Source organism: Ferrovibrio sp. GW821-FHT12D07 (assembly GCF_058807275.1).
In genome coordinates this window covers 68,829-93,683 of sequence record NZ_JBXAQN010000003.1, presented here as the reverse complement: position 1 = coordinate 93,683, position 24,855 = coordinate 68,829, and the positions used below count along the sequence as shown (strand labels likewise).

Here is a 24,855-nt window from a genome sequence, read left to right as displayed (position 1 = left end):
GCCCCCTCAGCCTAAATACTGATGCAGCCTATTTCTTTGGCCGCATAAAATCTTCGACAATCTTAATGTTTTTCTCTAGTTCCGCAATCTTCCCAGACAGTTCCGCAATTTTCACCTTCACGGCCTGTCCCCCGGCAGCTGCCCCCTGCGAGGCCTCCTTGGCATTGCGCAGATCGGCCTGTAACTGGGAGGATGGCCCCTTGGCGTTGCGTAAGGCCGTCTGGATGTCGAGAATGGCCTTGTCCAGCTCCGGACGTTTTTTGGCCAGACTGTTCATATTGTCTTCCAGCCGCGCTTTTTCTTCCTGGAGCTTCCCGATCTGCTCCCGCATCTGGGTAATCGCATCACTCAAAACCGTTCCTCCGGGGGGAAACAAGGCCGGCCGGATCAGAGTAGTGCCGGGCAGGCCTTCTTAGACGTCTCCGGACCCCGCGCCTAGCTGTCCTAAAGGCGTAGGAGCCCCAAACGGCTTCTTGGGTGATAGAGTATGCATATGACCGATTCAGCCAAGCTTGCGGCCCTGCGGGCCAAATACGGCACCGCCCGTGGTGGGGATATCTACGACCCCGCCTTCCGGGCCGTGGCCGACCAGCAATTCACAGATGGCGACCGGCGAAAATGGCCGTTTGCAGACGTCGCCACCTTCATCGGGGCACCCTATCGCCCCGAAGCTGTGGATAAGACCGATCTTGATGGCCTGAACTTTGCTTTCATCGGCGTTCCGATGGATCTGGGCGTTACCAACCGGGCCGGGGCCCGGCTCGGCCCCCGGGCGGTGCGGGCGGTCGAACGGATCGGACCCTACGAGCACGCCCTCAAAATGGCGCCCCTGGCCGGCTGCAAGGCCGCGGATATCGGCGATGTCCGTTTCCGCAGCCGCTTCAGCCTGGAATCCTGTCACGAGGACATTGAGGCCTTTTACCGGAAGATCGCCGCAGCCGGGGTGATCCCGCTTTCTGTCGGCGGCGACCACTCCATAACCTATCCAATCTTGAAGGCGCTGGGTGCCGACCGACCAGTGGGACTGGTGCATATCGATGCCCATTGCGACACGTCCGGACCTTATGAGGGTTCGAAATTCCACCATGGCGGGCCATTCCGGATGGCAGTACTGGATGGCGTGCTGGACCCCGCCCGCACCATCCAGATCGGTATCCGCGGCGGTGCCGAGTATCTGTGGGAATTCTCGTATGAGTCCGGCATGAGGGTTATTCATGCCGAAGAGGTCGCCCCGATGGGCATTCCTACTGTGATCGCCGAAGCCCGCCGTGTGGTCGGCGAAGGCCCCTGCTACATCTCTTTCGATGTCGACGGACTGGACCCTGCTTTTGCGCCCGGCACCGGAACACCAGAAGTCGGTGGCCTCTCAACAGCGGAAGCGCTGGCGATCCTGCGCGGCCTGATCGGGCTCGATGTGATCGGCGGTGACGTGATGGAGGTGGCACCGCAATACGACGGCACCACCAACACCGCTCAGGCCGGAGCGCAGATGCTGTTCACCATTTTCTGCCTGGCGAAAGCCGCGTGGCAGACGCGGAAAGGCTAACCGCGACCGACGAAAGGCATCTTCGTCGCCATGACGGTCATGAACAGCACATTGGCGTCCAGCGGCAAGCTGGCCATATGCACAACGGCATTGGCCACATGCTCGACATCCATGCGCGGCTCAACGCGGGTCGAGCCATCAGGCTGCAGCACGCCATTCTTCATGCGCTCTGTCATGTCGGTGGCGGCATTACCGATATCGATCTGGCCGACACCGATGTCATAGGCACGACCGTCAAGCGCACTTGCCTTGGTCAGGCCGGTGATCGCATGCTTGGTTGAGGTATAGGGCGATGAGAACGGCCGCGGCGCGTGCGCCGAAATTGAACCGTTGTTGATGATGCGGCCGCCGCGCGGATCCTGGTCTTTCATGATGCGGAAGGCTTCCTGCGTGCACAGGAATGGGCCGGTGAGATTCACGTCTACCACGGCCTTCCACTGCTCATAGGACAGGTCTTCCAGCGGCATGGCTGGCGTGCCCATGCCCGCATTGTTGAACAGCACATCCAGGCGGCCAAAGGCCTGCTTGGTCTTGGCGAACAGCGCCTTCACTTGCGCGTGATCACCCACATCGGTGGCGACGGCGACGGCGCGGACGCCATGCTTTTCGGCTTCGCGGGCCGTGGCATCCAGGGCTTCCAGACGGCGGCCGGCCAACACGACATTATAGCCCGCCTTGGCCAGAGCCACGGCCGATGCCTTGCCGATTCCGGTTCCTGCGCCAGTAATCAGCGCAACCTTCTGAACTGCCATGTCACCGTTCCTCCAGTTCTATTATGCTAAAAGTGCCGTATAGAATGACAATTTACTATCCGCCGCAACCCGCTCGGAACCCCTGCCCGCAGATCACTTAGCGGAAACCGTATAATCCCCGGGCAGCATAAAGGTCGAAAGCCGTCCAGCCCGGATTGACATCGGATTTTATAAGGTCGAAGGCCTCTTCCGAGCGATCTCCATGCTGCAGTCGCAAAGCTGCCGCCCGCATGCCATGACCAAGCTCCGTATAGACCCATGCATACCGTCCCTGCTCACCCAGCAGGAGCACAGACACGACGAGAATCATGGCTTTCATCGGCAAGTGATCTAGAAACTGCATAACGAGCGCATTACGCATGATCGTAAGCGCTATACCCGCGTGAATCATACCGGTCCACAGACCATATCGCCCTATCGCCCCCATATCGGCACTCAATTCCGGTCTGCCGATGGCAATCAAAAAAGCGGAGCTGAGTCCGAACAGCAACAACGCAGAAGCAAACAATGCCACACCATCAAAGCGTGGCAGCCGCCGCATATTCATCCCAATCGCTATCAGCACAGACAGCAGGACGAAACATCCAATCCCCTGTCCGATGAATTCGGCCTTGCGCACCCAAGGTGCGCCCAGCATGTTCAATAGCGCCTGCAACAGACTCATAATGTTAAATGAGACGTGATCGGCCATATCTTGTCGGCCGGTGAAATACAGCCCCAGTCCGGTAAAAAATGTCCCGACGAAAGGCACCAGCACAGGCCAAGAGCGGCTGCGCAACCAAATGATAGCTGCGGCCAGCGGTATGGCCAGAAGACCATTGAACAGGCACAGGCTCGCGGCGAGTGCAAATAATGCCGACCAACAAGCGCGCATTAGTGACGGATGTCCGACGGCTATGACGAAAGACGCGACCGCAAAAAATGCCGTGAAGGGATAGTTGAATCCATTATTGAGCGCGATGCTCTCGAGATAGAACCCCCGAAACAATGCAATCGCTAGAAAAACACAAACAAGAATCCTGGAGGTAGTATCCGGCACGGCATGAAAGACCTGACGGGCGACAATCAAAAAAACACCGCACCAGGCAACCCATGCAAGCAGGACAAATCCCAGCATCTGCCCCCCGCTGGTAGCAATATCAACAATCAACAACAGCCGTGGCACAACGATGACGTGCTGATTATGAAGTTGCAGCAGCCACGACCAGGAAAATCCATCCGCCAGATAACTGGCCGTAATATCAATAGTGTCGAGGATGGGAATGGAAACTGCCGCCAGATATGCCACAAGGGCAAAGCTGGTGAATTGCAAGCCGGCGATGGCCAGAAGGATGCGCAGATAGGCAGACAGGACCATGACACTCGCATCAAAGGAAAGCCGGTGGCGTGCCCTGGTGGATTCGAACCACCGACCTGCCGCTTAGAAGGCGGCTGCTCTATCCAACTGAGCTAAGGGCACCCGAGGCCTAGCAGCCTGAAACGAAAAACGGCCAGCGAGGCCGGCCGCTGGGGCACCCCGCTGGATCGATCTTAGCGAATTCTGGTAAACGCGAAGTTGTCGGCGTAAGCGCGGCGGTTCATCTTGCGCGCCTGCGGCTCCTCGATCTCGTAGGGAATGCCGCGCTTGTCGGCATAGGCGACCGCCTCTTCCTTGGTATCGAACTTGAGCGTCAGCTGGCCCAGCGTGCCCGCAGCCCCCGTCCAGCCCATCAGCGGCTCCACAAAACGGCTGTCGGCGGTATCGTATTCCAACACCCACTGGCGGGTCCGCGCCTTGCCGGACTGCATCGCGGTCTTGGTCGGCTGGTAAATCCGCGCCTTGGTCGTCATGGGGCCGTCCTCGTGATTTCGTCTGGCCATTATGGTCGGGGTGACTGGATTCGAACCAGCGACTTCTTGCTCCCAAAGCAAGCGCTCTACCAGACTGAGCTACACCCCGCCCGAAATGGCGGAAAAGTGAGCGCCTTTTAGCATGAAGCTGGGGGAGCCCACCAGCCCCTCCTGAGGGTCAGGTTTACCGGTTAACGTCTTGGCGAAGCGCCAAAAATCGGGTGCTCGATTCTGTCTCCGGCCTTGATCCCCAGCCGGGAGGCTGTGCCCCCGTTCAGCTCCAGCACTGCCCGGACCGGGCCATTGGAATTGATTCCGGTCTCGTCCCGGGGGATGGCGCGCTGATGGATATTCAGGATGGTCCCGTCAGCCTTGATGAACAGCATGTCGAGCGGGATGAGCGTATTGCGCATCCAGAAGGAGGCCATCTGCTCCTGCCTGAAATCGAACAGCATGCCGGCATCCGGCGCCATGCTGGTGCGGAACATCATGCCGCGTGAGCGGCTCATATCGTTATCGGCCAGCTCGACCTTGAATTTCTGCGGCCCCTTTTCGGTGCGGATCACGAGGTCGCTCTGAGGCAAGGTCGGTTGCGGCTGTGCCGAAACCGGGAGAGGACTGGCAAACAGAACCATGGCGAATAAACCGCCGAGCACTGACTTAAGTTTCACGCCCTCATCCTTTCCTGCACACTGCGCACCAGAAGCCGGACATCCTCACGCACCGCGCCATGACGGGGGGTATCGGCAAGCGTGGTAAACCAGTGTTCCGGCGGGTTACGACCAGCCGACCGGTTCCAGCTCAGCTCCCGCAGCAGGCTTTCCGCCGCCGGCGGCAACCGGTCCGGAATTTCGGCTGCACTCAGCTTGGCCCAGATCCCGGCCCAGCAGCGCGCCACCGACCATGGATTATACCCGCCGCCGCCCAGCACCAACAGGCGCGGCGCCACGCCTTTCAGGGCTGCGACAGCCTGCCACAAGGCCCCGTTGGACAAATCCTGTTTACCGAGAGGGTCATCGGCCAGGGCATCCGCCCCGCACTGGATTACCAGCGCCTCCGGCTTGAAGTTTTCCAGCAATGGGCCGATCGCGTCGTCGATCAATGCAGCCATCTCGTCGTCCTGCATGCCGGGCGGGACCGGCAGGTTGAACAGGTTGCCTGCCCCCTCTTCATCCAGCGTCCCCGAGCGTGGCCAGCGGCCGGCCTCATGCACCGACAGCACCAGCACGCGTGGGTCATTGGCGAAGGCGTCAGCCACGCCATCGCCGTGATGTACATCGAGATCGACATAGGCCACGCGCGACAATCCGCCGTCGAGCAGCGTGAGGATGCCCAGCACCGGATCGTTGAAATAACAAAAGCCAGAGGCCTGCGCCGGACGGCCATGATGCGTGCCGCCACCGGGACTGTAGATGATGCCCTCATGCTCCAGCAGACGCCGTGCTGCAATCAGGCTGCCGCCAACGCCGGTGGCCGGGCGGCGGAACATGGTGCCATAGATCGGATTGCCGCCACGGCCGAGGTTATAGCGTTCCGACTCTTCGGGACTGATGCTGAGCGTGCGCTCGGCCCGCTGGACGGCGGCGATGTAATCCTCGCGATGGAACCGTGCAAGCTCATCAGGCGTGGCCGGCCAGCTTTCGCGATACTGGCCAGCCTCCAGCCAGCCCAGCGCCTGCACCAGGTCCATGACCGTGGAAACGCGCGGGATCGACAGCGGGTGTTTCCCACCCAGGGTGGAGACGCGGTAAATCTCATTTCCGATGAAAAGCGGCGTCCGGGACATGAGGTGAATCTAGCGGCCCGGCAGGGCTTAACAAGCCGCGCCCGGAGCCTATAATACGGCCTTGCCTCTGAGGGGGAGCCGATGGGCGGCTGAGAGGTCCGGGTGAGCCGGACGACCCCTCGAACCTGATCCGGTTAAAACCGGCGTAGGGATCAGCGGCCGTGACAGTGCAGACTACCCTTCACCCCCCCTCCTGTACTACTGCGTTCCATCTGGTGGGCTGCGGCTTTTCCTATGGTTCGCAAGCCGTCCTGGCCCCCTTCACGCTCGATATCGCGGCGGGAGAAACCGTAGCGATCCTTGGTACTAGCGGCTGCGGCAAGAGCACCTTCCTGAAAATAATCGCCGGGCTGCTGCCTGGTCTCTCCGGCACTCTCACGGACCGGGTCACCTGGATGGCGCAGCAGGACCTGCTGCTGCCCTGGGCCAGCATTCGTGAGAATACGCTGCTGGGCATGCGCCTGCGGGGAGAAGCCCCCGACTTTGCCCGCGCCGACGACCTGCTGCAGCGGCTCGGTTTGGATGGCTGGGGCGATGCCCTGCCGGCAAAACTGTCTGGCGGTATGCGTCAACGCGCAGCCCTGGCCCGTACCCTGATGGAAGAGCGACCGCTGGTGTTGATGGACGAACCTTTCTCCGGTCTCGACAGCATCACGCGCGCCACGATGCAGACGCTGGCCAGCAAGGAACTGTCTGCCCGCGCCGTGCTGCTGGTGACTCATGATCCGGCCGAGGCCTGCCGCATGGCGGACCGCATCTACATGCTGGCCGGGCAGCCTGCTCAACTGCAGTTGGTGATTGAACTGCCGCAGCCCAAGCCGCGCGATCCGTTGTCGCAGGCAATGCTGCCAGCGTTGCGTGCGGTGCAGGCCATGCTGGAGGCCAATGCATGATGGCCTGGCTCCGCCCACTCCTCACACTGCTCGGCCTTATCCTGCTCTGGCAGGTTGTCGTTTGGCTGTTCGATCTGCCGCCCTACATCCTGCCGCCGCCGCACAAGGTGGCACTGGCGTTCGCGCAGCGCGCCGATGTGCTGTTCGGCGAAGCACTGATCACTCTGGCTGAGATGCTGCTCGGGCTGATTTTCGGTACCTTGCTCGGTGCCAGTGCCGCGCTGGCTCTTTTGATTTCTGGGACAGCACGACGTTGGCTGCTGCCGCTGATCATCGCCAGTCAGGCCGTGCCGGTCTTCGCCCTAGCGCCCCTGCTCGTGCTGTGGTTCGGCTATGGCATCGCCTCGAAGATCGTGATGGCGATGCTGATCATCTTCTTTCCTGTATCTGCCGCGCTCTACGATGGTCTGCGTCGCACAGACTCCGGCTGGCTCGACCTGGCGCGCGTCATGACCGGCGATGCGCCAAGACACCGCCATCGCATCCTGCTGCGCATCCGCTTGATGGCCGCGCTGCCGGCCTTTGCCAGCGGCCTGAAGATCGCGGCTGCCGTGGCACCGATCGGTGCCGTGATCGGCGAATGGGTCGGCGCCAGCGCCGGACTGGGCTTCCTGATGCTGCAGGCCAATGCTCGCGTGCAGACCGATCTGATGTTCGCCGCCCTCATCCTACTCACACTTTCCGCAGTGGCACTCTACGCCACCATCGACCACCTCACCCGTCGCCTGCTGCCGTGGCAGGCCGACAGCCATGCCCAGCCCGTTGCTGAAGGAATTTCCCGATGACCCGTCATTTCCTTGTCGCCGCTGTCTTTGTCGCAACCCTGCTGCCCGGCATGGCTTCTGCGCATGACAAGCTCACCGTGCTGCTCGACTGGTTCGTCAATCCCGATCATGCTCCGCTGGTCGTGGCCAAGCACACCGGCATCTTCGACCGCCATGAACTGTTAGTTGATCTGATTGCGCCCGCCGATCCCAACGATCCGCCCAAGCTGGTTGCCGCCGGCAAGGCCGATGTCGCCATCTCGTATCAGCCGCAGCTGCATGTGCAGGTCGCGCAGGGCCTGCCGTTGCGCCGTATCGGCACCATAGTGGCGACGCCACTGAATTCCCTGGTGGTGTTGCGCGACGGGCCGATCAAGTCAGTGGCCGATCTGAAAGGCAAGAAGATCGGTTACTCGGTCGGTGGCTTCGAGGATGCGCTGCTGAAAAGCATGCTGGAGCAATACAATCTCAAGCTCACCGACGTAACGCTGGTGAATGTCAATTTCGCGCTCTCGCCGTCGATCTTCGCCGGCAAGGTCGATGCGACTATCGGGGCCTTCCGTAATTTCGAGCTGAACCAGATGGACATCGCCGGCAAGCCCGGCCGCGCCTTCTATCCGGAAGATTACGGCGTGCCGCTCTATGACGAACTGATCATGGTCGCCCACAAGGACAAGCTGAAGGATGATCGCCTGAACCGCCTGCTCGATGCGCTTGAGGAAGCTGTCGCCTATCTGCATAACGAGCCGCAGAAAAGCTGGCAGGCCTTCATCAAGGAGAACAAGACGTTGGACGATGAACTGAACCGTCGCGCCTGGGCTGCCACCCTGCCCCGCTTCGCCCAGGCGCCACGCGCACTGGATGGTCGCCGCTATAGTCGTTTTGCCGATTACCTGGTTAAACAAGGCCTGATCCCGCAGGCATTGCCCGTCGATAACTATGCGGTGGAATTGCGTTAATCCGTACTCTGTCCTGATGGAGGCGTTGCTCGCCAATGCGTGATCGCGCGCTTATCAGCCTCATGCTAATGTTTCCTCAAAGGCGTGGGAGGAGCAGTGCATGCGGAGCCCGAATTACGCCGACCTGCATCCACGGTTTACTTGGATGCGCGACTATCTCGACCGTGTAGCGCCGCCTGGGCTGCTGCCGGGACGGCAGCATATCGACCCGGTGGCGCTGCGTGCCATTCTGCCCTTTATCAATCTTGTCGATATCGAACGCAGCGACGATGGTGCGCTACGATTTCGCTATCGCCTGATCGGTACGCTGCAGACTACGGCAGCCGGTCGCGAGATCAGCGGAAAATATCTGGAAGATGCCGTGGCGCCGGCCTTTGCCGACCGCATCCGCGCCAACATGACCGCCGTCGTGAAACAGGCCAGGCCGGTCTACGACCGTTTTCCGATGCCCTACGAGGATCGCGATTTCATCGACAGCGAACGGGTTTATTTCCCGTTGGCCGCCGACGGAAAAACCGTCGACAAGCTGCTGATCCTGAACTTCTATCCCGACGATGAGTCTGACCGGCCGCCACAGCAGGCATCAAAAAACGTGCCGCTCCAGCCGTTGCCGCCGCACAGCCGTCCCTGAAACGAAAAACGCCGGCGCAGTTGCCTGCGCCGGCGGCCGGAGCGACTGATCGGGCCGGCTCTCAATCCATACGGATTTCGGCGACCTGCGGCCCCTTCGGGCCCTGGCCGACGCGCACACGGACCGACTGGCCCGGCTGCAATTCGTTGATGCCCTCGCGGCGCAGCACTTCCATATGCACGAAGATGTCCTGGTCGCCCTCGCCGCGCGAGACGAAGCCATAACCCTTCACGGCATTGAACCACTTTACCTTGGCCTCGAAGAAGTCTCCCTGGGCGGTCACCGAAGGGAAGCGCGGACCGCCCCGATCGGCACCAAAACCGCCACGGGGACCCCGGTCCCCGAAACGGTCGCCGCCGCCGAAGCCACGGTCATCACCACCAAAGCGCGGCTGGCGCGGCGGACGCGCACCGCGATCGCCAAAACCACCACCCGGACCAGCCCCCGAAGGTGCGGCCGTGCTGGTATCGACCGAGAGCACGCGGACTGCCTGCATACCCTTGGGTCGTTTCGCGACCTCAAGCAGCAAGGTTGAGCCTTCTTCAATGCTTTCGTAACCGGCCTGCCGCAGGCAGGAGAGATGCAGAAACACGTCGCCGGAATTGTCGTCAGGACTGACGAAACCAAAGCCTTTGACGGAGTTGAACCACTTGACCTTGCCAGAAATCTTGACGATTTCGGCGTCGCCGAAGCCCCCTTGATCCACTCTTTTAACCCTTCATTAGCCGCACTACGCCCCAAAGCGTAACACCTTTTAGGGACGCTGCCAAAACGATTCTAACAAGGCTTGCGGAGGGTTAGCACCCTCTACGAAGGTCACACGGAGGGTCAGATCGTGGGGCCTTCGACGCGGCGCTTGGGGCGCCAGCGGGTGACGGAACGACCGTCGGCGGTGAAGCGAACTTCCTGGCTGTCCGGCGGTGCGGCGCGCAGGTGGTTGGCAGCTTCCGCGACCGAGGCGGGGCGGCCGCCCTGTCCCGGAGCCGGCCCCTTGGCGGGCTGGCCACGCATCGCCTTCGCCAGCGGATGCTGCGGCAGGCTGCCGAAGGCATGCTCGGCGATCTTGGCCTGGACAGCCTCCTCGAAAGGCGGCAACTCGACCGGACGTTCGCGACGTGCGGTGCTGCTGCCGGCCGGCGTAAGACCGGGGATATTCATACGGGGCGTCGGCGCCTTCACTGCACTGCGGTGATTCTCGACCGCGATCTCGCTGCCCGGGCCGTTCTCCTGCGCCTTGCGCCAGGCGGGATCGCCAATCACAAGTTTGTGCAGCGCAACAGCCGGCAGAATGCCAAACCGCTTCCAGAAAGCATCCAGGAAGGCTTCCGAGGTTTCACTCAGATTGGGGGTCCAGGGGTTTTCGATACCGGCCTGAAACACGAGGTCCAGCGTCGGCTCCACCGGGCCGTCATCGCCGACCAGGAAGGTTGCCGGCATCAGCTTGGCGCCCTCGCGGGCAATCGCGTAATGGGCCTGTGCCAGGTACAGCAGCCAGCGCAGCTTGGGCAGCGACATGGCAATCCGCTCCGATGCCGCCCTTTCGAGCAGCCAGAAACTCACGTCAATACCGGACCGTGTCGCGGGGACCATGTGTACCGCTTTACCTCAAACAGACCTGAACCTAGTTATGCCCAAGCTAGGGGGCTAATCTTAACAGGACGTGAATCGATTTCCCCACTCAATTCCTGTTGTGTTTTGGAGTTTCTGCCATGGACCTGACCGGCGAACAGCTGATACCCGCCCCCCGCCAGACCGTATGGGACGCCCTTTACGACCCCGAGGTTCTGCGCCAGTGCATCACCGGCTGCGAAACCGTCACCAAGACCTCCGACACCGACTTCGAAGCCAGCGTCCAGGTAAAGGTGGGTCCGGTGAAGGCGCGCTTCAAGGGCAAGGTCTCCCTGAACGACCTCGATCCGCCCAACAGTTGCACGCTCAGCGGCGAAGCCCAGGGCGGCGTGGCGGCCGGCTTCGGCAAGGGCAGCGCCAAGATCGCGCTCACTGATGCCGAGCCGGGCGTCACCCGGCTGACATACAACGTCAATGCTCAGGTCGGCGGCAAGCTTGCCCAGATCGGTGCACGCCTGATTGATGGCGTCGCGGCCAAGATGGCCGACGAGTTCTTTGCCAAGTTCAACCAGATCGTAGCCGCCCCGGGCGGTACACCAGGCACTGCCGCCGCCGCGGTCCAGGCCGCGCAGGATTTGGCCGCCGCCCAACCAATTGCGGCGTCGGCTGCATCGGTCGCGCTGGCCCAGCCGTCGCCTGCTGCATCGCAAACCGGCAAGCCGGTAACCGGCGGGATACCGAGCTGGCTCTGGATCGGTGGCCTGATCGTTGTTGTATGTGCAGCAACGGCACTGGTTCTCCGCAGCTGATTCAATCTGCTTTTGCAACTTGACGCCCCTTGCGCGTTGCGCCCAAAGTTACCGGGTGTAGCGCGCGATATGCCCCAACACTTCTCCGCGCTCCATGGGAGGAAATCATGACCATCTCCGTGACGATTACCGTCAACGGCCAGCCGGTGTCACGCGACGTCGAACCCCGCACCCTGCTGGTGCAGTTTCTGCGCGAACATCTTGAACTGACCGGCACGCATGTCGGCTGCGATACCAGTCAATGCGGCGCCTGCGTCGTCCATGTCGACGGCAACAGCGTGAAGTCCTGCACCATTCTTGCGGCGCAGGCCCAGAATGCCAAGGTCACCACGATTGAAGGCCTCGCGCAGGACGGCAAGCTGCATCCGATGCAGGAAGCTTTCCGCGAACATCACGCCCTGCAGTGCGGCTTCTGCACACCCGGCATGATCATGAGCGCCATCGACCTGGTGAAGCGCAATCCTTCACCGAGTGAAGAAACGGTGCGTCACGAGCTGGAGGGCAACCTCTGCCGCTGCACCGGCTACCACAACATCGTCAAGGCCGTGATGGCCGGGGCTCAGGCAATGCGGGGGTAAGCGTCATGACAAACCAGGGCATTGGTCAATCCGTCCGTCGCAAGGAAGATTTCCGCTTCATCACGGGTCAGGGCCACTATACCGATGACATCAATCGCCCTGGTCAGTTCCATGCTTCTTTCCTCCGTTCGCCGCATGCTTTCGCAAAAATAAAATCCATCGACACGACGACCGCGCAGAAGATGCCCGGTGTCGTCGCCGTCTATACCGGCAAGGATGTGGCGGCCGACAAGATCGGCGGCCTGATCTGCGGCTGGACCGTCAAAGACAAGCAAGGCGAGCCGCACAAGGCGCCGCGCCATGACATCATCGCCATCGATCATGTGCGCCATGTTGGCGACCAGGTCGCCGTGGTGATTGCGAGAACCCAGGCCCAGGCCCGTGACGCGGCCGAGCTGATCGAGGTCAAGTACGAGGTGCTGGCGCCAGTGGTTGATGTACGCAGCGCGCTCAAGCCCGGTGCACCGCAGGTGCACGCCGATGCCCCCGGGAACCTCTGCTACGACTGGGAGTTCGGCGACAAGGCCAGTACCGAACAGGCCTTCGCCAAGGCCGCGCATGTGACCACGCTTGAACTGGTCAACAATCGCCTGTCACCCAATCCTATGGAGCCGCGCAGCGCGATTGGCGAATACGATCCCGGCACCGATACCACGACGGTCTACACGACCTCGCAGAATCCGCATGTCATCCGGCTGATCCTCTGCGCCTTCGTGCTGGGCCTGCCGGAAAACAAGGTGCGCGTGATCGCGCCCGATGTCGGCGGCGGCTTCGGGTCCAAGATTTTCAATTATGCCGAAGAAACCGTCTGCGTCTGGGCGGCGCGCAAGCTGAAGAAGCCGGTGAAATGGACTTCGGATCGCACCGAGGCCTTCCTCACCGATGCCCATGGCCGCGATCATGTCACCCATGCCGAGCTGGCAATGGACAAGGACGGCAAGTTCCTCGGCCTGCGTGTTGCCACCATGGCGAATATGGGCGCGTATCTGTCGACCTTCGCCTCGGCCGTACCGACCTATCTCTATGCGCTGCTGCTGGCTGGCCAGTATACGACGCCGGCAGTCTACGCCGAGGTGAAGGCCGTCTTCACCAACACTACACCAGTGGATGCCTATCGCGGCGCCGGCCGGCCGGAAGCCACTTATGTGGTCGAGCGTCTGGTCGAAGCTGCCGCACGCGAACTCAAGCTCGACCCGGCTGAAATCCGCAAGCGCAATTTCGTGCCAGTCGATGCCTTCCCGTATCAGACACCGGTCGCCTGCGTGTACGACAGTGGCCAGTACGCCAAGGCCCTGGATGAAGCGATGAAACTCGCCGATTATTCCGGCTTCGCCAAACGCAAGGCCGAAAGCATCCGCAAGGGCAAACTGCGCGGCATCGGCATCTGCGCTTATATCGAGGCCTGCGGTATCGCACCGTCGGCTGTCGTTGGCTCGCTCGGCGCGGGCGTCGGTCTCTGGGAGTCGGCGCAGATCCGCTTCAACGCCACCGGCACCGTCTTTGTCTATACCGGCTCGCACAGCCATGGCCAAGGCCATGAGACGACCTTCGCGCAAGTGGTGTCCGACAAGCTCGGCGTGCCGCTGGATAGCATCGAAGTCGTGCATGGCGACACCGCGCTGGTGCCGATGGGCATGGGGACCTATGGCTCACGATCGCTCGCCGTCGGCGGTTCGGCCATCGTACGCGCCACTGACAAGATCATCGAGAAGGGCAAGAAGATCGCGGCCCATCTGATGGAAGCCTCGGCCGACGATGTCGTCTTCGAGAACGGCAACTTCACCGTGAAAGGTACCGACAAACAGGTGCCGATGGCGCAGGTGGCTTTCACTGCCTATGTGCCGCACAACTACCCTGCCGATCTGGAGCCGGGTCTGGAGGCCAGCGCCTTCTACGATCCGGCCAACTTCACCTTCCCCGCCGGTGTGCATATCGCCGAAGTGGAAATCGACAGCGACACTGGCGTCACCACACTGGTGAACTGGTCTGCCGTCGACGACTTCGGCAATGTCATCAATCCGATGATCGTCGAGGGTCAGGTGCATGGTGGCATCGCCCAGGGCGTGGGTCAGGCCCTGCTGGAAGGCGTGGTCTACGATCCGCAGAGTGGCCAGCTTCTCACCGCCTCGTTCAACGATTACTGCATGCCACGCGCCGACGACCTGCCCTCCTACAAGGTCGGCATGATCGAGACGCCCTGCCCGCATAACCCGCTCGGTGTGAAAGGCTGCGGCGAGGCCGGTGCGATTGCCGCGCCTGCTGCGCTGATGAATGCCATCACCAACGCGCTTGGTACCGAAAAGATCGACATGCCGGCAACGCCACAGAATGTGTGGCGTGTGATTCAGAGCAACAATCTTGCCGCCGCGGCGGAATAAAATTCAAACGGAGAAGCCTCATGTATGCATTCAACTATCACCGCCCGACCTCGCTGTCCGATGCCGCCAAACTGCTTGGCGGTGCCGATGACGGCAAGCTGCTGGCCGGTGGCCAGACTCTGCTGCCGACCCTGAAGAACCGTCTGGCGCAGCCGTCCGATCTGGTCGACCTCACCGGCATCGCCGAACTGAAAGGCATTTCGGTTGCGGGGGGAACAGTAAGCATCGGCGCCGTGACCAAACATGGCGATGTCGCCAGTTCGGCTGAAATCAAGAAGGCCATTCGGGCGCTGGCCAATCTGGCCAGCCTGATCGGCGATCCGCAGGTCCGCAACATGGGTACCATCGGCGGTTCGGTCGCCAACAATGACCCGGCAGCCGATTATCCAGCAGCGCTGGTGGCGCTGGGCGCGACTGTGCATACCTCCAAGCGCAAGATCGCGGCCGATGATTTCTTTACCGGCCTGTTCGAGACCGCGCTGGAAGACGGTGAGATCATCACCAAGATCGAATTCCCCACGGCCAAGCGCGCCGGCTACGAAAAGTTCCGCAATCCGGCCTCGCGCTATGCCATGGTCGGCGTCTTTGTCGCTGAAACCGCAAATGGCATCCGCGTCGCCGTCACCGGCGCCGGCCCCTGTGTCTTCCGTCACAAGGAGATGGAGGCCGCGTTGGCCAAGTCCTTCAACGCCGATGCGCTGAAAGGCATCAAGACCGATCCCAAGACGATGAACAGCGACATCCATGGCAGCGGCGAATACCGCGCCCATCTGGTCGGCGTCGTCGCCAAACGCGCCGTGCAGAACGCACTCGGCTGATCCCTCTTTCATCCTTTATACGGCGCGCCTCACCAGCGCGCCGTTTTCGTTGCAGGACATCATGACAGACCGCCATTCCGCCAAAGCCCTTGCCGCCTTCGCCACCAGCCTGCTGACCAAAGCCGGTCTCGATTCCGACAAGGCCGCCACCACAGCGCAGATCCTGGTCGAGGGTGACCTGATGGGCCATAGCACGCATGGCCTGCAGCTGCTGGGGCAGTATCTGGGTGAGATCGAAGCCGGCCGCATGACCAAAACCGGCGAACCGACCGTGATCGCCGAACGGCCGGCGACGCTGACCTGGGACGGCCGCTACCTGCCCGGCCCCTGGCTGGTGCTGAAAGCCGTTGATGCCGCCATTGCCCGGGCGAAGACCTATGGCACCGGCACGGTGGTGATCAACCATTCGCATCACATCGCCTGCCTGGCCGCCTATCCGCTACGCGCCATCGAGCAAGGGATGGCGCTGCTACTGGCCAGCAGCGATCCGGCCAGCGGCTCGGTCGCGCCCTTCGGTGCCATCGCCGGCCGCTATACGCCCAATCCGATTGCCGGCGGCTGGCCGGTGAAGGATAGCGATCCGGTGATCTTCGATGTCAGCGCCTCCTCCACCACCAACGGCATGGTGGCGCGCCTGAATCGCCAGGGCGGCAAGCTCGGTGGTCCATGGCTGATCGACAACCAGGGCAACGCCACCGACGATCCGAAGAGTTTCACCGCCACACCGCCGGGCGCTGTGCTGCCGCTGGGCGGCATGGATCTCGGTCACAAGGGTTTCGCGCTCGGCCTGCTGGTCGAGATGCTGACCAGCTCGCTGGCCGGTTCCGGCCGTGCCATCGGCTCCAAACAATGGGGCGCGCGCGTCTTCGTGCAGGTGATCGATCCGGCCGCCTTCGGCGGGTTGGACGCCTTCACCACCGAGACCAGCTGGCTCGCCGATGCCTGCCGCACCGCGCCAGTGAAGCCCGGCAACCCGCCGGTGCGCATGCCGGGCGAACGCGGGCTTAAGCTGCGTCGTCAGCAGCAGGCCGACGGTGTAACCCTGCATCCGGAAATCATGCCCAGCCTCAAGCCCTGGGCCGAGAAGCTGGGCGTGCCGCTGCCCGCGACGGTCTAAACTGCGCGGCGGAATTTGTCGGCAAGCAGGTCCATCGCGCCGCGCAGCTTCATATGCAGGCTCGGCTGATGGCCCCAGTCGCTGGTCACATGCTTGATCTCGGTCCGGTGCGTCGTCGGATCGATAGCGCCGCTGCCGGCACCGATCTCGAAATCGAAGCCCGACGGCGTCGGCGCATAGAAGGACACGGTGCCATCCGGCGCGGGATGCTGGCCCAGATCGAGTGTCGGCCTGATGCCCACGGCACGCGCCCGCTGTAAGGCCAGCCCGACGTCACGCAGATGGTTCACCTGCAGCATGAAATGCAGCAGCCGCTTGCGGCTTGGCACTGCGATCAGCGCCAGCGAATGATGGCGGCTGTTACAATGCCAGAAGCTGCCGTCGACCTTGATCGGGCCGATCTTGGTGTCGATGCGCTCGGTCAGGCTCAGGCCGACCACATCCATATAGAAAGCCTCCATCGTGGCCGCCTGCCGGCCAACGGCCAGCACGGCATGGCCAAGGCCGAATTCACCCGTGCAAAAACCGCCGGGCATGACAGAGGACGTGAACACGGTCGTCGCCAGCGGCAGGCCGGTCACAGCCTCGTTCACCAGTCCCATCGGATCACGGAAGCGTATACCAGCAAAGACCTGCCGCGCGGCCAGGTCGGCCTGGCTGAAGGCTTCCACGGCAACGCCCGCCTTTTCCAGTCGTGCCCCCAGGGCCCGCAAGGCCTCCGCATCGCGCAGCGACCAGCCCAGCACCACTAGGTCCTCTGCCTTGCCCTGCCGTAGCAGCAGGCGGTAAGCCGCCTCATCAACACGAAAACCGCAGGCTTCTCCGCCAGCGCTGTCCGCGACCTGGCAACCCAGGATATCCACGGCGAAACTGCGCCAGCTATCGGGACGGTTGACCTCGAAGACCAGGTACCCCAGGGACATTGCGCCATTCATGGTGCTTTCCTTCCGCTTACCGATGTTTAATATATTTATGAGACAATTCTCATAATTGAGAGTTGCCTCATTTATGAGAAAGGTCTCATTTTGTCAACGGCAAAGTCGGCACTCACCAAGCGCGACCGTACCCGCGCCCAACTCCTTAATGCAGCAGCAAAAGTCTTCGCGGCCAAGGGGTTCGAAGCCGCTGCTATCCAGGAGATCGCGGCCGTCGCCGGAGTCGCCAACGGCACCTTCTACAATTACTTCCCCACCAAGGAGTCGATTCTGGAAGCCGCTGCCATTCATTACGGCGTGGGCTACTGCGAACGCATCGATATCAGTTGCACCCATGTCAGAGATGCCGCCGAGCGTATGGCGATCGGTGGGCGGCAGTATATGCAGCTGGCGCTCGAACAGCCGCAGCTGGCGCGTTTCATGATGTCGGTGGCGGTATCATCCACGGTCTGGGACGATCAGATTCGTCCCTATGTCTATGCCGACCTGATGCTGGGCATCAAACAGAAACGCTTCCAAGTCGCCAGCAAGGAAGCCGCGATGGACCTGATCACTGGCACGAATTACAGCGCCATCCGCAGCCTGCTGGGCGGCGCGCCGAGGAGCCATATCACCGCAACCGCCGCATCAATCCTGCGCGGCCTCGGGATGTCGCCCAAGGATGCTGATGAAATCGCGAAGCGGCCTCTACCGCCCCTGCCGAAATTATAAAGTAACCGGCTGACCGTGCGGCGTGGCCCGCGCGGCGCGATCCCAGGCCTTGGCCTTCTCCTGCAACGCCGCCGTGGTGGCAGCGCCCTTCTCAACCGTCAGGCGCTCCAGCGCATTCAGCCAGTGGTAATAGTAGGTCGCGCCGGTATCGGGATCACCGGCCGCCTGCGCGGCCTTGATCTCGGCGCTCAGCACCGCCGCCCATTCCGGCCAGGTGAACAGCCCCTGTTTGTGCAGCGCCACCGCCATGGCAAAAGCCTGTGCCTCCCAAGGGGCGCCAAAGACCGGACCTTCGGCATCGCAAGGCAGATCGGGCAGCGTGCCGATATCGGTCATGCAAAATCCAGATAACTATCCCAGGCATCTACCGAAACGGAGTGATTGGGATCGCCCTGCGGACCCCACAGCTCCGTGGCGGCAAAGCGCACGGTATAAAGCCATTGCGGTGCCTCACCCTGCCCGGTCGCATTGCTGTCGGGGAAGACGTGTACGCCATGCAGTAACTCGACGGTGCCGATATGCCCGCGCACATAGCGCGGAAGGCGCGTATGCCCCGTCGGATGGATGTTCTTCGCACGCACGCGATCGCCTACCTTGAAACGGGCCGGCAGGTCGCTCGGCCGCTCGGTCGGGCCGCCCTTCGCCAGCACCGCCGGGACGACATCTTTTGTCAAAATACGTGGCAGATTTTTCGGCGGCGCCAGCATGCGACCGGCCTCGATCTCCTCGGCAGAGATCATGCCGCGCTCGATCATCAGCTTCTCGATCCCGGCCAGCCATATCTGATAATAGGTCTTGGACAGGTATTCCGGCGGCGGCAGGCTTTCACGCGCCGAGCGCGACATGTCGATATTCCACTGTCCGGTCGCGCCAACGGCCAGTGTCATTGCCAGCACGCGCTTTTCCCAATCGCCATGGAATTTCGGCTCATGCTCGCCTTCATGGCGCACCGGGCCGAAGCCCATCACGCCGCCCATGTCGGCCGCGCCGTTCATGTGGGGTCTTTCGCAAGACCGGTGCCGATCATGCTGTCGCGCGTCACCAGCTGCGCCAACCTGTCCTCGCTCCAGCCTTCGGTGCCTTTTGGCCGCTCGGGCAGCACGAGGTAGCGCACCTCGGCCGTGGAGTCCCAGACCTTGATCAGTTTGTCGGCTGGCAGCGTGACGCCGAAATCCTTCAGCACGCCACGCGGATCGATCACCGCGCGCGAGCGATACGGCGCTGACTTGTACCAGACCGGCGGTAGGCCCAGTACCGGCCACGGATAACAGGAGCAGAGCGTGCACACGACCATGTTATGGGTCGTCGGCGTATTCTCGACCGCGACCATATGCTCGCCCTGACGGCCGACATAGCCGAGCGACTGGATCGCCGCACTCGCATCTTTCATAAGCCAGGCGTAATAGGCCGGATCGCTCCAGGCCTTGGCCACCACATGCGCGCCGTTATGCGGTCCGACCTTGGTTTCATACGTTTCGATCAGCAGGTCGAGCGCAGCCGGATCGACATAGCCCTTTTCGACCAGCACGCTTTCCAGCGCGCGGACACGCAGCTCGACATCGCTGAGCACAGTCCCATGCTCATGGTCGTGATCATGCCCATGATCATGCCCGTGAGCGTGAGCGTGGCCGTGGTCATGATGATCGTCGTGATCGTGTCCCATGGGCAAAGTCTATCAAGCCGGAGCCGGCAATGCCAAGACTGCTCGCAGGCCCGGATTGTCGCCTTCCAATCGCAGTGCGCCACCATGCAAGCGGGCCACGGCATCGACCAGACTGAGTCCCAGCCCCACGCCTTCTGCATGCCGGCTGGTATCGCCGCGATAAAACCGCTGTTTCACCCGGCCCCGTTCGGTCTCCGGGATTCCCGGCCCGGTATCGGACACTATGATGTGAACGCCGCCATCGGCACCTTGCTGCGCTGCAAGACAGATGCGGCCGCCAGCTGGCGTGTACTTGATCGCATTGTCCAGCAGGTTGCCCATGGCCTGGGCCAGCAGCAGCCGGTCGCCCGTTACCGTCAGGCCGGATGCGACCTCGAAGGAAAATACCAGCCCCCGGGCTTCGGCCGCCGGTGCATACAGCTCGCCGGCATCCTCCACCAGCGCCGGCACATCGACCGCGGCAAAACCGGTACGACGCAGGCCGCTGTCCAGCTCCGCCAGTCGCAGCAGGGCGTTGAACACACCGATCAGCCGGTCGATATCGGCAATCGACGCGGCAATGCCGTCCAGCATTGCCTCCGACCGGTTGGGCCGGCGCAGCAGGTCTTCCAGCCGTGCGCGTGCCTCGGCCAGCGGCGTGCGCAGGTCATGGGCAATGGCATTCGAGACATTGCGTACGCCTTCGATCAATTGCTGTATCTGGTCCAGCATCCGGTTCAGCGTCAATGTCAGCTGATCGAATTCGTCATCGGTGTCGCGTTGCGGGATACGATGCGCCAGATCGCCTTGCACGATGGCAGTGGCCGTTCGGTTGATGCCATCGATCCGACGCAGCACGGTGCGCCGGATCAGCCAGCCGCCCAGCAGCGCCAAAGCGAAGACCGCCAGTCCAGCCCAGATCAGGCTGCCGAGGAACAGGTTGCGGATATCGACACGGTCCTGCACATCCCGGCCGACCAGCAACTGGTAATTGCCCGGCAACACCACATGCAGCAGGCGTGTGACATGCAGGCGGTCGCGATGCACCAGATCGACCTCATACCAGCCCGGTGCCGCCCCCACCTTCAGCGGCCAGGCCCCGACATTCCCGCCCAGTGGCCGTAGCTGAGGGTCGGTCAGCAGATAGATCGCCTTGCGGTCGGCGTCGGCGGCGATGCGTTCGTTCATCAGCTGCACCGCACCCGGCAGGCCGAAGACCTGCAGGCGATCACCGATGGCACGCGTGTCGGCCGCGATCACGGCATCGGATTCACGATCCAGATAGCCGGTGGTGTTCCACCACAGCAGTCCAGTGAGCAGCAGAGAGGCAATAACGAACAACGCGGCAAAGACCAGCGCCAGCCGCAACGAGGTCGAGCGCAGGATTTTACGCATCGCCCACCTTAAGCCTCACCCAGCCTGTATCCCGCCCCGCGCACAGTGTGCAGCAGCGGCCGGTCGAAGCCCGCATCGATCTTCTGGCGCAGGTTGCTGATGTGCACGTCAATCACGTTGGTCTGCGGGTCGAAATGATAATCCCAGACATTCTCCAGCAGCATGGTGCGGGTGACCACCTGCCCGGTATGGCGCATCAGATATTCCAGCAGCTTGAACTCGCGCGGCTTCAGCATGATCGGCTTGCCGGCGCGCGTCACCTTGCGGCTGAGCAGGTCGAGGCTGAGATCGCCCGCCATCAGGGCGGTCTCGGTTGAATTGCCCTGCGCGCGGCGGGTCAGAGCGAACAGCCGCGCCTCCAGTTCGCCGAACGAGAATGGCTTGGTCAGATAGTCGTCGCCGCCGGCCTTCAGGCCGCGGATGCGCTCATCCACATCGGCCAGCGCACTCAGGATCAGGATCGGCACCTTGCTGCCGGTACGACGCAGGGATTCGATAATGCCCAGACCATCGATGCCGCTGGGCAGCATACGGTCGAGGATAATGGCATCGTAGGATTCGCTGCTGGCGAGGAACAGGCCGTCGCGGCCATTATCGGCATGGTCGACGGTATGGCCGGATTCCGTCAGGCCCTTGCGGACGAACTGGGAAACCTGCGGATTGTCTTCGACGAGCAGGATTTTCATGGCCATCAGAAGAATAAGCCGGAGCAGTCGCCCGCTCCGGCTTTCTTTTGCCTTACGCGAGCTGCAAGGCCAGATAATAGGTCGTGCCGTTACGCATGACCAGCAGGGTCACGGCTTCCTTCTTGTCATGCTGGGCGGTCTTGATCGCCTCCACGGCCTGGGCCGGGGTCGCCACCTTGCGGCCGGCCACGTCAACGATGATGTCGCCCGGCTGCACACCGCTTTCCTCGGCCTTGCTGTCGGACGCCACTTCGGCCACCACCACGCCCTTGGCGCCAACCTCGATGCCGAGGCGGTTGCGCAATTCCGGCGTCAGCGGCGCAAGGCTCAGCCCCACCTTGCCGTCCTCGTTGCCGTTATCGTTCAAGGCCGCGGTCTGGTCGGTCGGCTGGGCACCGACCGTTACCGACAGGGTCTTCTCCTTGCCATCACGCCAGACGGTCAGTTTCGCAGTGTCGCCGGCCTTGGTCGCGGCCACCTGGGTAGCGAGATCGCGCGCGTCACGCACCGACTGTCCATTCAGCGCGGTGACCACATCGCCCTGCTTCAGGCCGGCCTTGGCGGCAGGTGCATCGGGCTGCACCTCGCTGACCAGCACGCCCTCGGTGCCCTTGCGACCCACGGCCTTGGCCAGACTCTCGGTCAGCGGTTGCATGCTGACGCCGAGCCAACCGCGCTCGACCTTGCCGCTCGTCTGCAATTGGGCCACCACAGTACTGGCCAGGTTGGCCGGGACGCCGAAGCCGATACCGATGCTGCCGCCGTTGGGTGAATAGATCGCGGTCGAAATGCCGATCACCCGGCCGGTGGCATCGAAGATCGGGCCGCCGGAATTGCCCGGATTGATCGGCGCATCAATCTGGATGAAGTTATCATACGGGCCGTTGTTCAGGTTGCGGCCACGCGCCGAGACGATGCCGGCCGATACGCTGCCGCCTAGGCCGAAAGGATTGCCCACGGCCACGACCCAGTCGCCGATCCGCGCCTTGTCGCTATCGCCGAAGGCGACATAGGGCAGCGGCATCTTGCTCTCGATCTTCAGCAGTGCCACGTCAGTCTTCGGGTCGCGCCCCTTCACCACGGCCGGATGCTCGCTGCCGTCTTCCAGCGTCACCACGATCTTGGCGGCGTCTTCGACGACATGATTATTGGTGACGATGTAGCCGGTCGGATCGATGATGAATCCCGAGCCCAGTGCATGCTGCGGACCACGGCGGCGCTGGCCGCCCTGCTGCTCCATGAACTGGCGGAAGAATTCTTCCATCGAGCCGGGCTGCATCTGCTGGCGGCCAGCTTTGGTATCCACTTTTTCCGTGGTGGCGATATTGACCACGGCGGGCTTCACCTTCTCGACCAGATCGGCAAAGCCCGGACGTGCGGCGGTCACCATCGGCTGCTCGGCCGGGACGACGGTGATCGGAGCATCGCCGGCGGCAAAGGCACGGGCAACCAGATACCCGCCGCCACCGGACAGCACGGTGCTGGCCAGCAGGACGGCGGCGATCGTACGTTTAATGCGCATGGTCTTCATCGGAAGGCTCCTGACGTCTGGGGGAAACTCTCCCCTGCAACATAGGAAGCCACGGCTCTACCGCACCTGAACGCCAGATTAATTCGGCTTAATGTTCGGGTTTAAGCCACCCGGAAATAGCCCATCATCCCGGTTTCCTGGTGCTCGATGATATGGCAGTGGAACATCCAGTCGCCGGGCTCACCCGCCACGAAGGCGATCCGCACCCGCTCCTTGGGGCGCACCAGAACCGTATCGGCCCAATGCGCCGGCAGATCGCGTTCCGAGGAGCCGAGCACCCGGAAGGTATGGCCGTGCAGATGCATGGGATGCTGGTGCGGTGTGCCGTTGAACAGCTCAGCCACATAGGTTCTGCTGCTTTTCAGCTCAAACAGCGGCGGTGATTTCTTGTCATGCGTGCTGCCCGGCCAGGACTGGCGGTTGATCGACCAGAAGACCTTCTGGGTCAGGCACAGATCATCGACGCTCATGCCGGTCTGCTTCGCCCAGGCCTCGATGGCGGGATCGGCATGACCAGCCAGCAGCTGCACATCCAGTTTGGTCGCCGTCTTCAGGTCGGGCTGCGGCAGTTCGGCGGCCGGCAAGCGCAAAGATGCTTTGGTACTGCGCAGGGCATCGCCGGCCGTCACAATCCTGGCCAGCGGCCGGGGCCTGGTGCTGAACACATCTTCGAGAACGATCTCTGTGCCGGCCTTCTCCGGGGCGACGAAACCGACATCGACGCGCATCGCCGGACCTAACCGCCAACCGCTCAGCGCAAAAGGCTCGCAGGCATTGCCATCGGTGGCGATCACCTGGGCACCGCTCACGCCGCGCAGCGACAGCTGCGGGATGCGAGTAGGATCAACGTTGAGAATACGTAATCGCACCCGGGCACCGGGTTGCACCGTGATGGTCGGGTTCACCTGGCCGTTCACTGTGCGCAGGTCGCCAAAGCTACCGGCACGTCCGGCGCCGGCATCGGTCATGAAATCCTCGAAGCCGCCATCATGCTTCACCCGCCAGTCCTTCAGCACCAGAACATGCTCGACATCGAACAGGCCCTGATCGCGCTGGTCTTCGACAATCAGCACGCCAGCCAGGCCACGGCCCAGAGCCTCGACCGTGTTGCAATGGGGATGGAAGAAAAAGGTGCCGGGATCGGGCGGGGCGAATTCGTACATGAATCGCTCACCCGGCTTCACCGGGTCCTGCGTGAAGTACGGCACACCATCCATTTTGTAGGGCACGCGCACGCCATGCCAGTGAATCGTGCTGTGCTCCGCCAACTGATTATGAAACTCTGCCCTGAACGGCTCGCCGCGTTTGGCACGCAGAACCAGTGGAAACTTTTCGTTGTAGAGCCAGAGGTCGGACGGACCGACAGCCGTGGGCAGAGTCTGCGCTTTCACCGATGCCGTGATCTGCACCGGATCGCCGGCCGCGAGAGCGACGCGCGGCAGCAAGAACGCTGCACCACCCGCCAGCATGATCTCCCGCCTGGTCAACATACTCGTTACTCCGATCCCGCTTGCTTCACTGAACC

27 protein-coding genes, 2 tRNA genes and 1 riboswitch are annotated in these 24,855 nt (G+C 62.3%); of the genes, 11 read left to right on the top strand and 18 right to left on the bottom strand.

Going from position 1 to position 24,855, the window contains the following annotated elements:
- Positions 1–28: 28 nt before the first annotated feature.
- Positions 29–352: a hypothetical protein gene (locus tag AC1RRE_RS18320; protein ID WP_492983162.1), complete on the bottom strand. Its 324-nt coding sequence runs from the start codon at positions 350–352 to the stop codon at positions 29–31.
- A 141-nt stretch (positions 353–493) separates the two neighbouring features.
- Between AC1RRE_RS18320 and speB the strand changes: the two genes are divergently transcribed.
- The gene (speB, locus tag AC1RRE_RS18315; protein WP_492983160.1) at positions 494–1,546 is read left to right on the top strand and encodes an agmatinase; all 1,053 of its coding nucleotides are present in this window, start codon (positions 494–496) and stop codon (positions 1,544–1,546) included.
- Here the strand turns inward: speB and AC1RRE_RS18310 are convergent.
- From AC1RRE_RS18310 to AC1RRE_RS18280, 7 genes are all read right to left on the bottom strand, one after another.
- Complete coding sequence (locus tag AC1RRE_RS18310; protein ID WP_492983158.1) at positions 1,543–2,298, bottom strand: SDR family oxidoreductase; 756 nt, start codon at positions 2,296–2,298, stop codon at positions 1,543–1,545. The two genes, speB and AC1RRE_RS18310, sit on opposite strands and share 4 nt — an antisense overlap.
- 97 nt (positions 2,299–2,395) lie before the next feature.
- Entirely contained in the window at positions 2,396–3,655 is a 1,260-nt protein-coding gene (locus AC1RRE_RS18305; protein ID WP_492983156.1) for a hypothetical protein, read from the bottom strand.
- A 25-nt stretch (positions 3,656–3,680) separates the two neighbouring features.
- Positions 3,681–3,757, bottom strand: a tRNA-Arg gene (locus AC1RRE_RS18300).
- A gap of 71 nt (positions 3,758–3,828) precedes the next feature.
- A complete protein-coding gene (locus AC1RRE_RS18295) occupies positions 3,829–4,128 on the bottom strand; it encodes an ETC complex I subunit (protein ID WP_492983155.1) in 300 nt (99 codons plus the stop codon).
- Positions 4,129–4,160: 32 nt separating this feature from the next.
- Positions 4,161–4,237: transfer RNA gene (locus AC1RRE_RS18290), tRNA-Pro, on the bottom strand.
- A gap of 82 nt (positions 4,238–4,319) precedes the next feature.
- Positions 4,320–4,694, bottom strand: coding sequence for a DUF192 domain-containing protein (locus tag AC1RRE_RS18285; protein WP_492983153.1), 375 nt, complete (start codon positions 4,692–4,694; stop codon positions 4,320–4,322).
- Between the two features lie 101 nt (positions 4,695–4,795).
- Complete coding sequence (locus AC1RRE_RS18280; protein WP_492983152.1) at positions 4,796–5,914, bottom strand: acetoin utilization protein AcuC; 1,119 nt, start codon at positions 5,912–5,914, stop codon at positions 4,796–4,798.
- A 61-nt stretch (positions 5,915–5,975) separates the two neighbouring features.
- Positions 5,976–6,083, top strand: a riboswitch (TPP riboswitch).
- Here AC1RRE_RS18280 and AC1RRE_RS18275 point away from each other — a divergent pair.
- The 4 genes from AC1RRE_RS18275 (at position 6,076) to AC1RRE_RS18260 (ending at position 9,161) form a co-directional block, all read left to right on the top strand.
- A complete protein-coding gene (locus tag AC1RRE_RS18275; RefSeq protein ID WP_492983150.1) occupies positions 6,076–6,807 on the top strand; it encodes an ABC transporter ATP-binding protein in 732 nt (243 codons plus the stop codon). It overlaps the preceding riboswitch by 8 nt.
- On the top strand, positions 6,804–7,592 hold the full coding sequence (locus AC1RRE_RS18270) for an ABC transporter permease (RefSeq protein WP_492983148.1): 789 nt from the start codon (positions 6,804–6,806) through the stop codon (positions 7,590–7,592). The genes AC1RRE_RS18275 and AC1RRE_RS18270 overlap by 4 nt, the downstream gene beginning before the upstream one ends.
- On the top strand, positions 7,589–8,530 hold the full coding sequence (locus AC1RRE_RS18265) for an ABC transporter substrate-binding protein (protein ID WP_492983146.1): 942 nt from the start codon (positions 7,589–7,591) through the stop codon (positions 8,528–8,530). Before AC1RRE_RS18270 ends, AC1RRE_RS18265 begins: the two co-directional genes overlap by 4 nt.
- Positions 8,531–8,630: 100 nt before the next feature.
- A complete protein-coding gene (locus AC1RRE_RS18260; RefSeq protein WP_492983144.1) occupies positions 8,631–9,161 on the top strand; it encodes a PAS domain-containing protein in 531 nt (176 codons plus the stop codon).
- A gap of 61 nt (positions 9,162–9,222) precedes the next feature.
- Here the strand turns inward: AC1RRE_RS18260 and AC1RRE_RS18255 are convergent, their stop codons facing one another.
- Positions 9,223–9,867 carry a cold-shock protein gene (locus AC1RRE_RS18255; protein ID WP_492983142.1) on the bottom strand — a complete coding sequence of 215 codons (645 nt, stop codon included), beginning with the start codon at positions 9,865–9,867 and terminating at the stop codon, positions 9,223–9,225.
- A gap of 122 nt (positions 9,868–9,989) precedes the next feature.
- Positions 9,990–10,676, bottom strand: coding sequence for a hypothetical protein (locus AC1RRE_RS18250; protein ID WP_492983140.1), 687 nt, complete (start codon positions 10,674–10,676; stop codon positions 9,990–9,992).
- 194 nt (positions 10,677–10,870) lie between these two features.
- On the opposite strand from AC1RRE_RS18250, the gene AC1RRE_RS18245 reads away from it, so the two are divergent.
- The 5 genes from AC1RRE_RS18245 to AC1RRE_RS18225 all read left to right on the top strand — a co-directional run bounded on the left by AC1RRE_RS18245 (position 10,871) and on the right by AC1RRE_RS18225 (position 16,430).
- Positions 10,871–11,539 carry an SRPBCC family protein gene (locus AC1RRE_RS18245; RefSeq protein ID WP_492983138.1) on the top strand — a complete coding sequence of 223 codons (669 nt, stop codon included), beginning with the start codon at positions 10,871–10,873 and terminating at the stop codon, positions 11,537–11,539.
- A gap of 107 nt (positions 11,540–11,646) precedes the next feature.
- On the top strand, positions 11,647–12,117 hold the full coding sequence (locus AC1RRE_RS18240; RefSeq protein WP_492983136.1) for a (2Fe-2S)-binding protein: 471 nt from the start codon (positions 11,647–11,649) through the stop codon (positions 12,115–12,117).
- Positions 12,118–12,122: 5 nt separating this feature from the next.
- The gene (locus tag AC1RRE_RS18235; protein ID WP_492983134.1) at positions 12,123–14,495 is read left to right on the top strand and encodes a xanthine dehydrogenase family protein molybdopterin-binding subunit; all 2,373 of its coding nucleotides are present in this window, start codon (positions 12,123–12,125) and stop codon (positions 14,493–14,495) included.
- Positions 14,496–14,515: 20 nt separating this feature from the next.
- Complete coding sequence (locus AC1RRE_RS18230) at positions 14,516–15,313, top strand: FAD binding domain-containing protein (protein WP_492983132.1); 798 nt, start codon at positions 14,516–14,518, stop codon at positions 15,311–15,313.
- A gap of 61 nt (positions 15,314–15,374) precedes the next feature.
- On the top strand, positions 15,375–16,430 hold the full coding sequence (locus tag AC1RRE_RS18225; RefSeq protein ID WP_492983130.1) for an Ldh family oxidoreductase: 1,056 nt from the start codon (positions 15,375–15,377) through the stop codon (positions 16,428–16,430).
- Here the strand turns inward: AC1RRE_RS18225 and AC1RRE_RS18220 are convergent.
- Entirely contained in the window at positions 16,427–17,353 is a 927-nt protein-coding gene (locus tag AC1RRE_RS18220; RefSeq protein WP_492983128.1) for a VOC family protein, read from the bottom strand. The genes AC1RRE_RS18225 and AC1RRE_RS18220 overlap by 4 nt on opposite strands.
- Positions 17,354–17,455: 102 nt before the next feature.
- On the opposite strand from AC1RRE_RS18220, the gene AC1RRE_RS18215 reads away from it, so the two are divergent.
- Positions 17,456–18,076, top strand: a complete 621-nt coding sequence (locus tag AC1RRE_RS18215) for a TetR/AcrR family transcriptional regulator (protein ID WP_492983126.1) — start codon at positions 17,456–17,458, stop codon at positions 18,074–18,076.
- Here the strand turns inward: AC1RRE_RS18215 and AC1RRE_RS18210 are convergent.
- The 7 genes from AC1RRE_RS18210 to AC1RRE_RS18180 all read right to left on the bottom strand — a co-directional run bounded on the left by AC1RRE_RS18210 (position 18,071) and on the right by AC1RRE_RS18180 (position 24,820).
- Positions 18,071–18,412 carry a nitrile hydratase accessory protein gene (locus tag AC1RRE_RS18210; RefSeq protein WP_492983124.1) on the bottom strand — a complete coding sequence of 114 codons (342 nt, stop codon included), beginning with the start codon at positions 18,410–18,412 and terminating at the stop codon, positions 18,071–18,073. The two genes, AC1RRE_RS18215 and AC1RRE_RS18210, sit on opposite strands and share 6 nt — an antisense overlap.
- On the bottom strand, positions 18,409–19,071 hold the full coding sequence (gene nthB, locus AC1RRE_RS18205; RefSeq protein WP_492983122.1) for a nitrile hydratase subunit beta: 663 nt from the start codon (positions 19,069–19,071) through the stop codon (positions 18,409–18,411). Before nthB ends, AC1RRE_RS18210 begins: the two co-directional genes overlap by 4 nt.
- On the bottom strand, positions 19,068–19,739 hold the full coding sequence (nthA, locus tag AC1RRE_RS18200) for a nitrile hydratase subunit alpha (RefSeq protein WP_492983120.1): 672 nt from the start codon (positions 19,737–19,739) through the stop codon (positions 19,068–19,070). Before nthA ends, nthB begins: the two co-directional genes overlap by 4 nt.
- A gap of 12 nt (positions 19,740–19,751) precedes the next feature.
- Positions 19,752–21,113 carry a sensor histidine kinase gene (locus tag AC1RRE_RS18195; protein ID WP_492983118.1) on the bottom strand — a complete coding sequence of 454 codons (1,362 nt, stop codon included), beginning with the start codon at positions 21,111–21,113 and terminating at the stop codon, positions 19,752–19,754.
- Between the two features lie 8 nt (positions 21,114–21,121).
- Positions 21,122–21,799: a response regulator transcription factor gene (locus AC1RRE_RS18190; RefSeq protein ID WP_492983116.1), complete on the bottom strand. Its 678-nt coding sequence runs from the start codon at positions 21,797–21,799 to the stop codon at positions 21,122–21,124.
- A 52-nt stretch (positions 21,800–21,851) separates the two neighbouring features.
- A complete protein-coding gene (locus AC1RRE_RS18185) occupies positions 21,852–23,330 on the bottom strand; it encodes a DegQ family serine endoprotease (RefSeq protein ID WP_492983114.1) in 1,479 nt (492 codons plus the stop codon).
- 101 nt (positions 23,331–23,431) lie between these two features.
- Complete coding sequence (locus AC1RRE_RS18180) at positions 23,432–24,820, bottom strand: multicopper oxidase family protein (RefSeq protein ID WP_492983112.1); 1,389 nt, start codon at positions 24,818–24,820, stop codon at positions 23,432–23,434.
- Between the last annotated feature and the right edge of the window lie 35 nt (positions 24,821–24,855).

Coding starts and splice junctions, on each gene's coding strand:
- AC1RRE_RS18220 (WP_492983128.1), bottom strand. CDS start 17,353: ATGTCCCTGGGGTACCTGGTCTTCGAGGTCAACCGTCCCGATAGCTGG.
- nthB (WP_492983122.1), bottom strand. CDS start 19,071: ATGAACGGCGCGGCCGACATGGGCGGCGTGATGGGCTTCGGCCCGGTG.
- AC1RRE_RS18225 (WP_492983130.1), top strand. CDS start 15,375: ATGACAGACCGCCATTCCGCCAAAGCCCTTGCCGCCTTCGCCACCAGC.
- AC1RRE_RS18260 (WP_492983144.1), top strand. CDS start 8,631: ATGCGGAGCCCGAATTACGCCGACCTGCATCCACGGTTTACTTGGATG.
- AC1RRE_RS18305 (WP_492983156.1), bottom strand. CDS start 3,655: ATGGTCCTGTCTGCCTATCTGCGCATCCTTCTGGCCATCGCCGGCTTG.
- AC1RRE_RS18195 (WP_492983118.1), bottom strand. CDS start 21,113: ATGCGTAAAATCCTGCGCTCGACCTCGTTGCGGCTGGCGCTGGTCTTT.
- speB (WP_492983160.1), top strand. CDS start 494: ATGACCGATTCAGCCAAGCTTGCGGCCCTGCGGGCCAAATACGGCACC.
- nthA (WP_492983120.1), bottom strand. CDS start 19,739: ATGGGACACGATCACGACGATCATCATGACCACGGCCACGCTCACGCT.
- AC1RRE_RS18240 (WP_492983136.1), top strand. CDS start 11,647: ATGACCATCTCCGTGACGATTACCGTCAACGGCCAGCCGGTGTCACGC.
- AC1RRE_RS18310 (WP_492983158.1), bottom strand. CDS start 2,298: ATGGCAGTTCAGAAGGTTGCGCTGATTACTGGCGCAGGAACCGGAATC.
- AC1RRE_RS18230 (WP_492983132.1), top strand. CDS start 14,516: ATGTATGCATTCAACTATCACCGCCCGACCTCGCTGTCCGATGCCGCC.
- AC1RRE_RS18270 (WP_492983148.1), top strand. CDS start 6,804: ATGATGGCCTGGCTCCGCCCACTCCTCACACTGCTCGGCCTTATCCTG.
- AC1RRE_RS18295 (WP_492983155.1), bottom strand. CDS start 4,128: ATGACGACCAAGGCGCGGATTTACCAGCCGACCAAGACCGCGATGCAG.
- AC1RRE_RS18210 (WP_492983124.1), bottom strand. CDS start 18,412: ATGACCGATATCGGCACGCTGCCCGATCTGCCTTGCGATGCCGAAGGT.
- AC1RRE_RS18185 (WP_492983114.1), bottom strand. CDS start 23,330: ATGAAGACCATGCGCATTAAACGTACGATCGCCGCCGTCCTGCTGGCC.
- AC1RRE_RS18265 (WP_492983146.1), top strand. CDS start 7,589: ATGACCCGTCATTTCCTTGTCGCCGCTGTCTTTGTCGCAACCCTGCTG.
- AC1RRE_RS18190 (WP_492983116.1), bottom strand. CDS start 21,799: ATGAAAATCCTGCTCGTCGAAGACAATCCGCAGGTTTCCCAGTTCGTC.
- AC1RRE_RS18235 (WP_492983134.1), top strand. CDS start 12,123: ATGACAAACCAGGGCATTGGTCAATCCGTCCGTCGCAAGGAAGATTTC.
- AC1RRE_RS18250 (WP_492983140.1), bottom strand. CDS start 10,676: ATGTCGCTGCCCAAGCTGCGCTGGCTGCTGTACCTGGCACAGGCCCAT.
- AC1RRE_RS18280 (WP_492983152.1), bottom strand. CDS start 5,914: ATGTCCCGGACGCCGCTTTTCATCGGAAATGAGATTTACCGCGTCTCC.
- AC1RRE_RS18245 (WP_492983138.1), top strand. CDS start 10,871: ATGGACCTGACCGGCGAACAGCTGATACCCGCCCCCCGCCAGACCGTA.
- AC1RRE_RS18180 (WP_492983112.1), bottom strand. CDS start 24,820: ATGTTGACCAGGCGGGAGATCATGCTGGCGGGTGGTGCAGCGTTCTTG.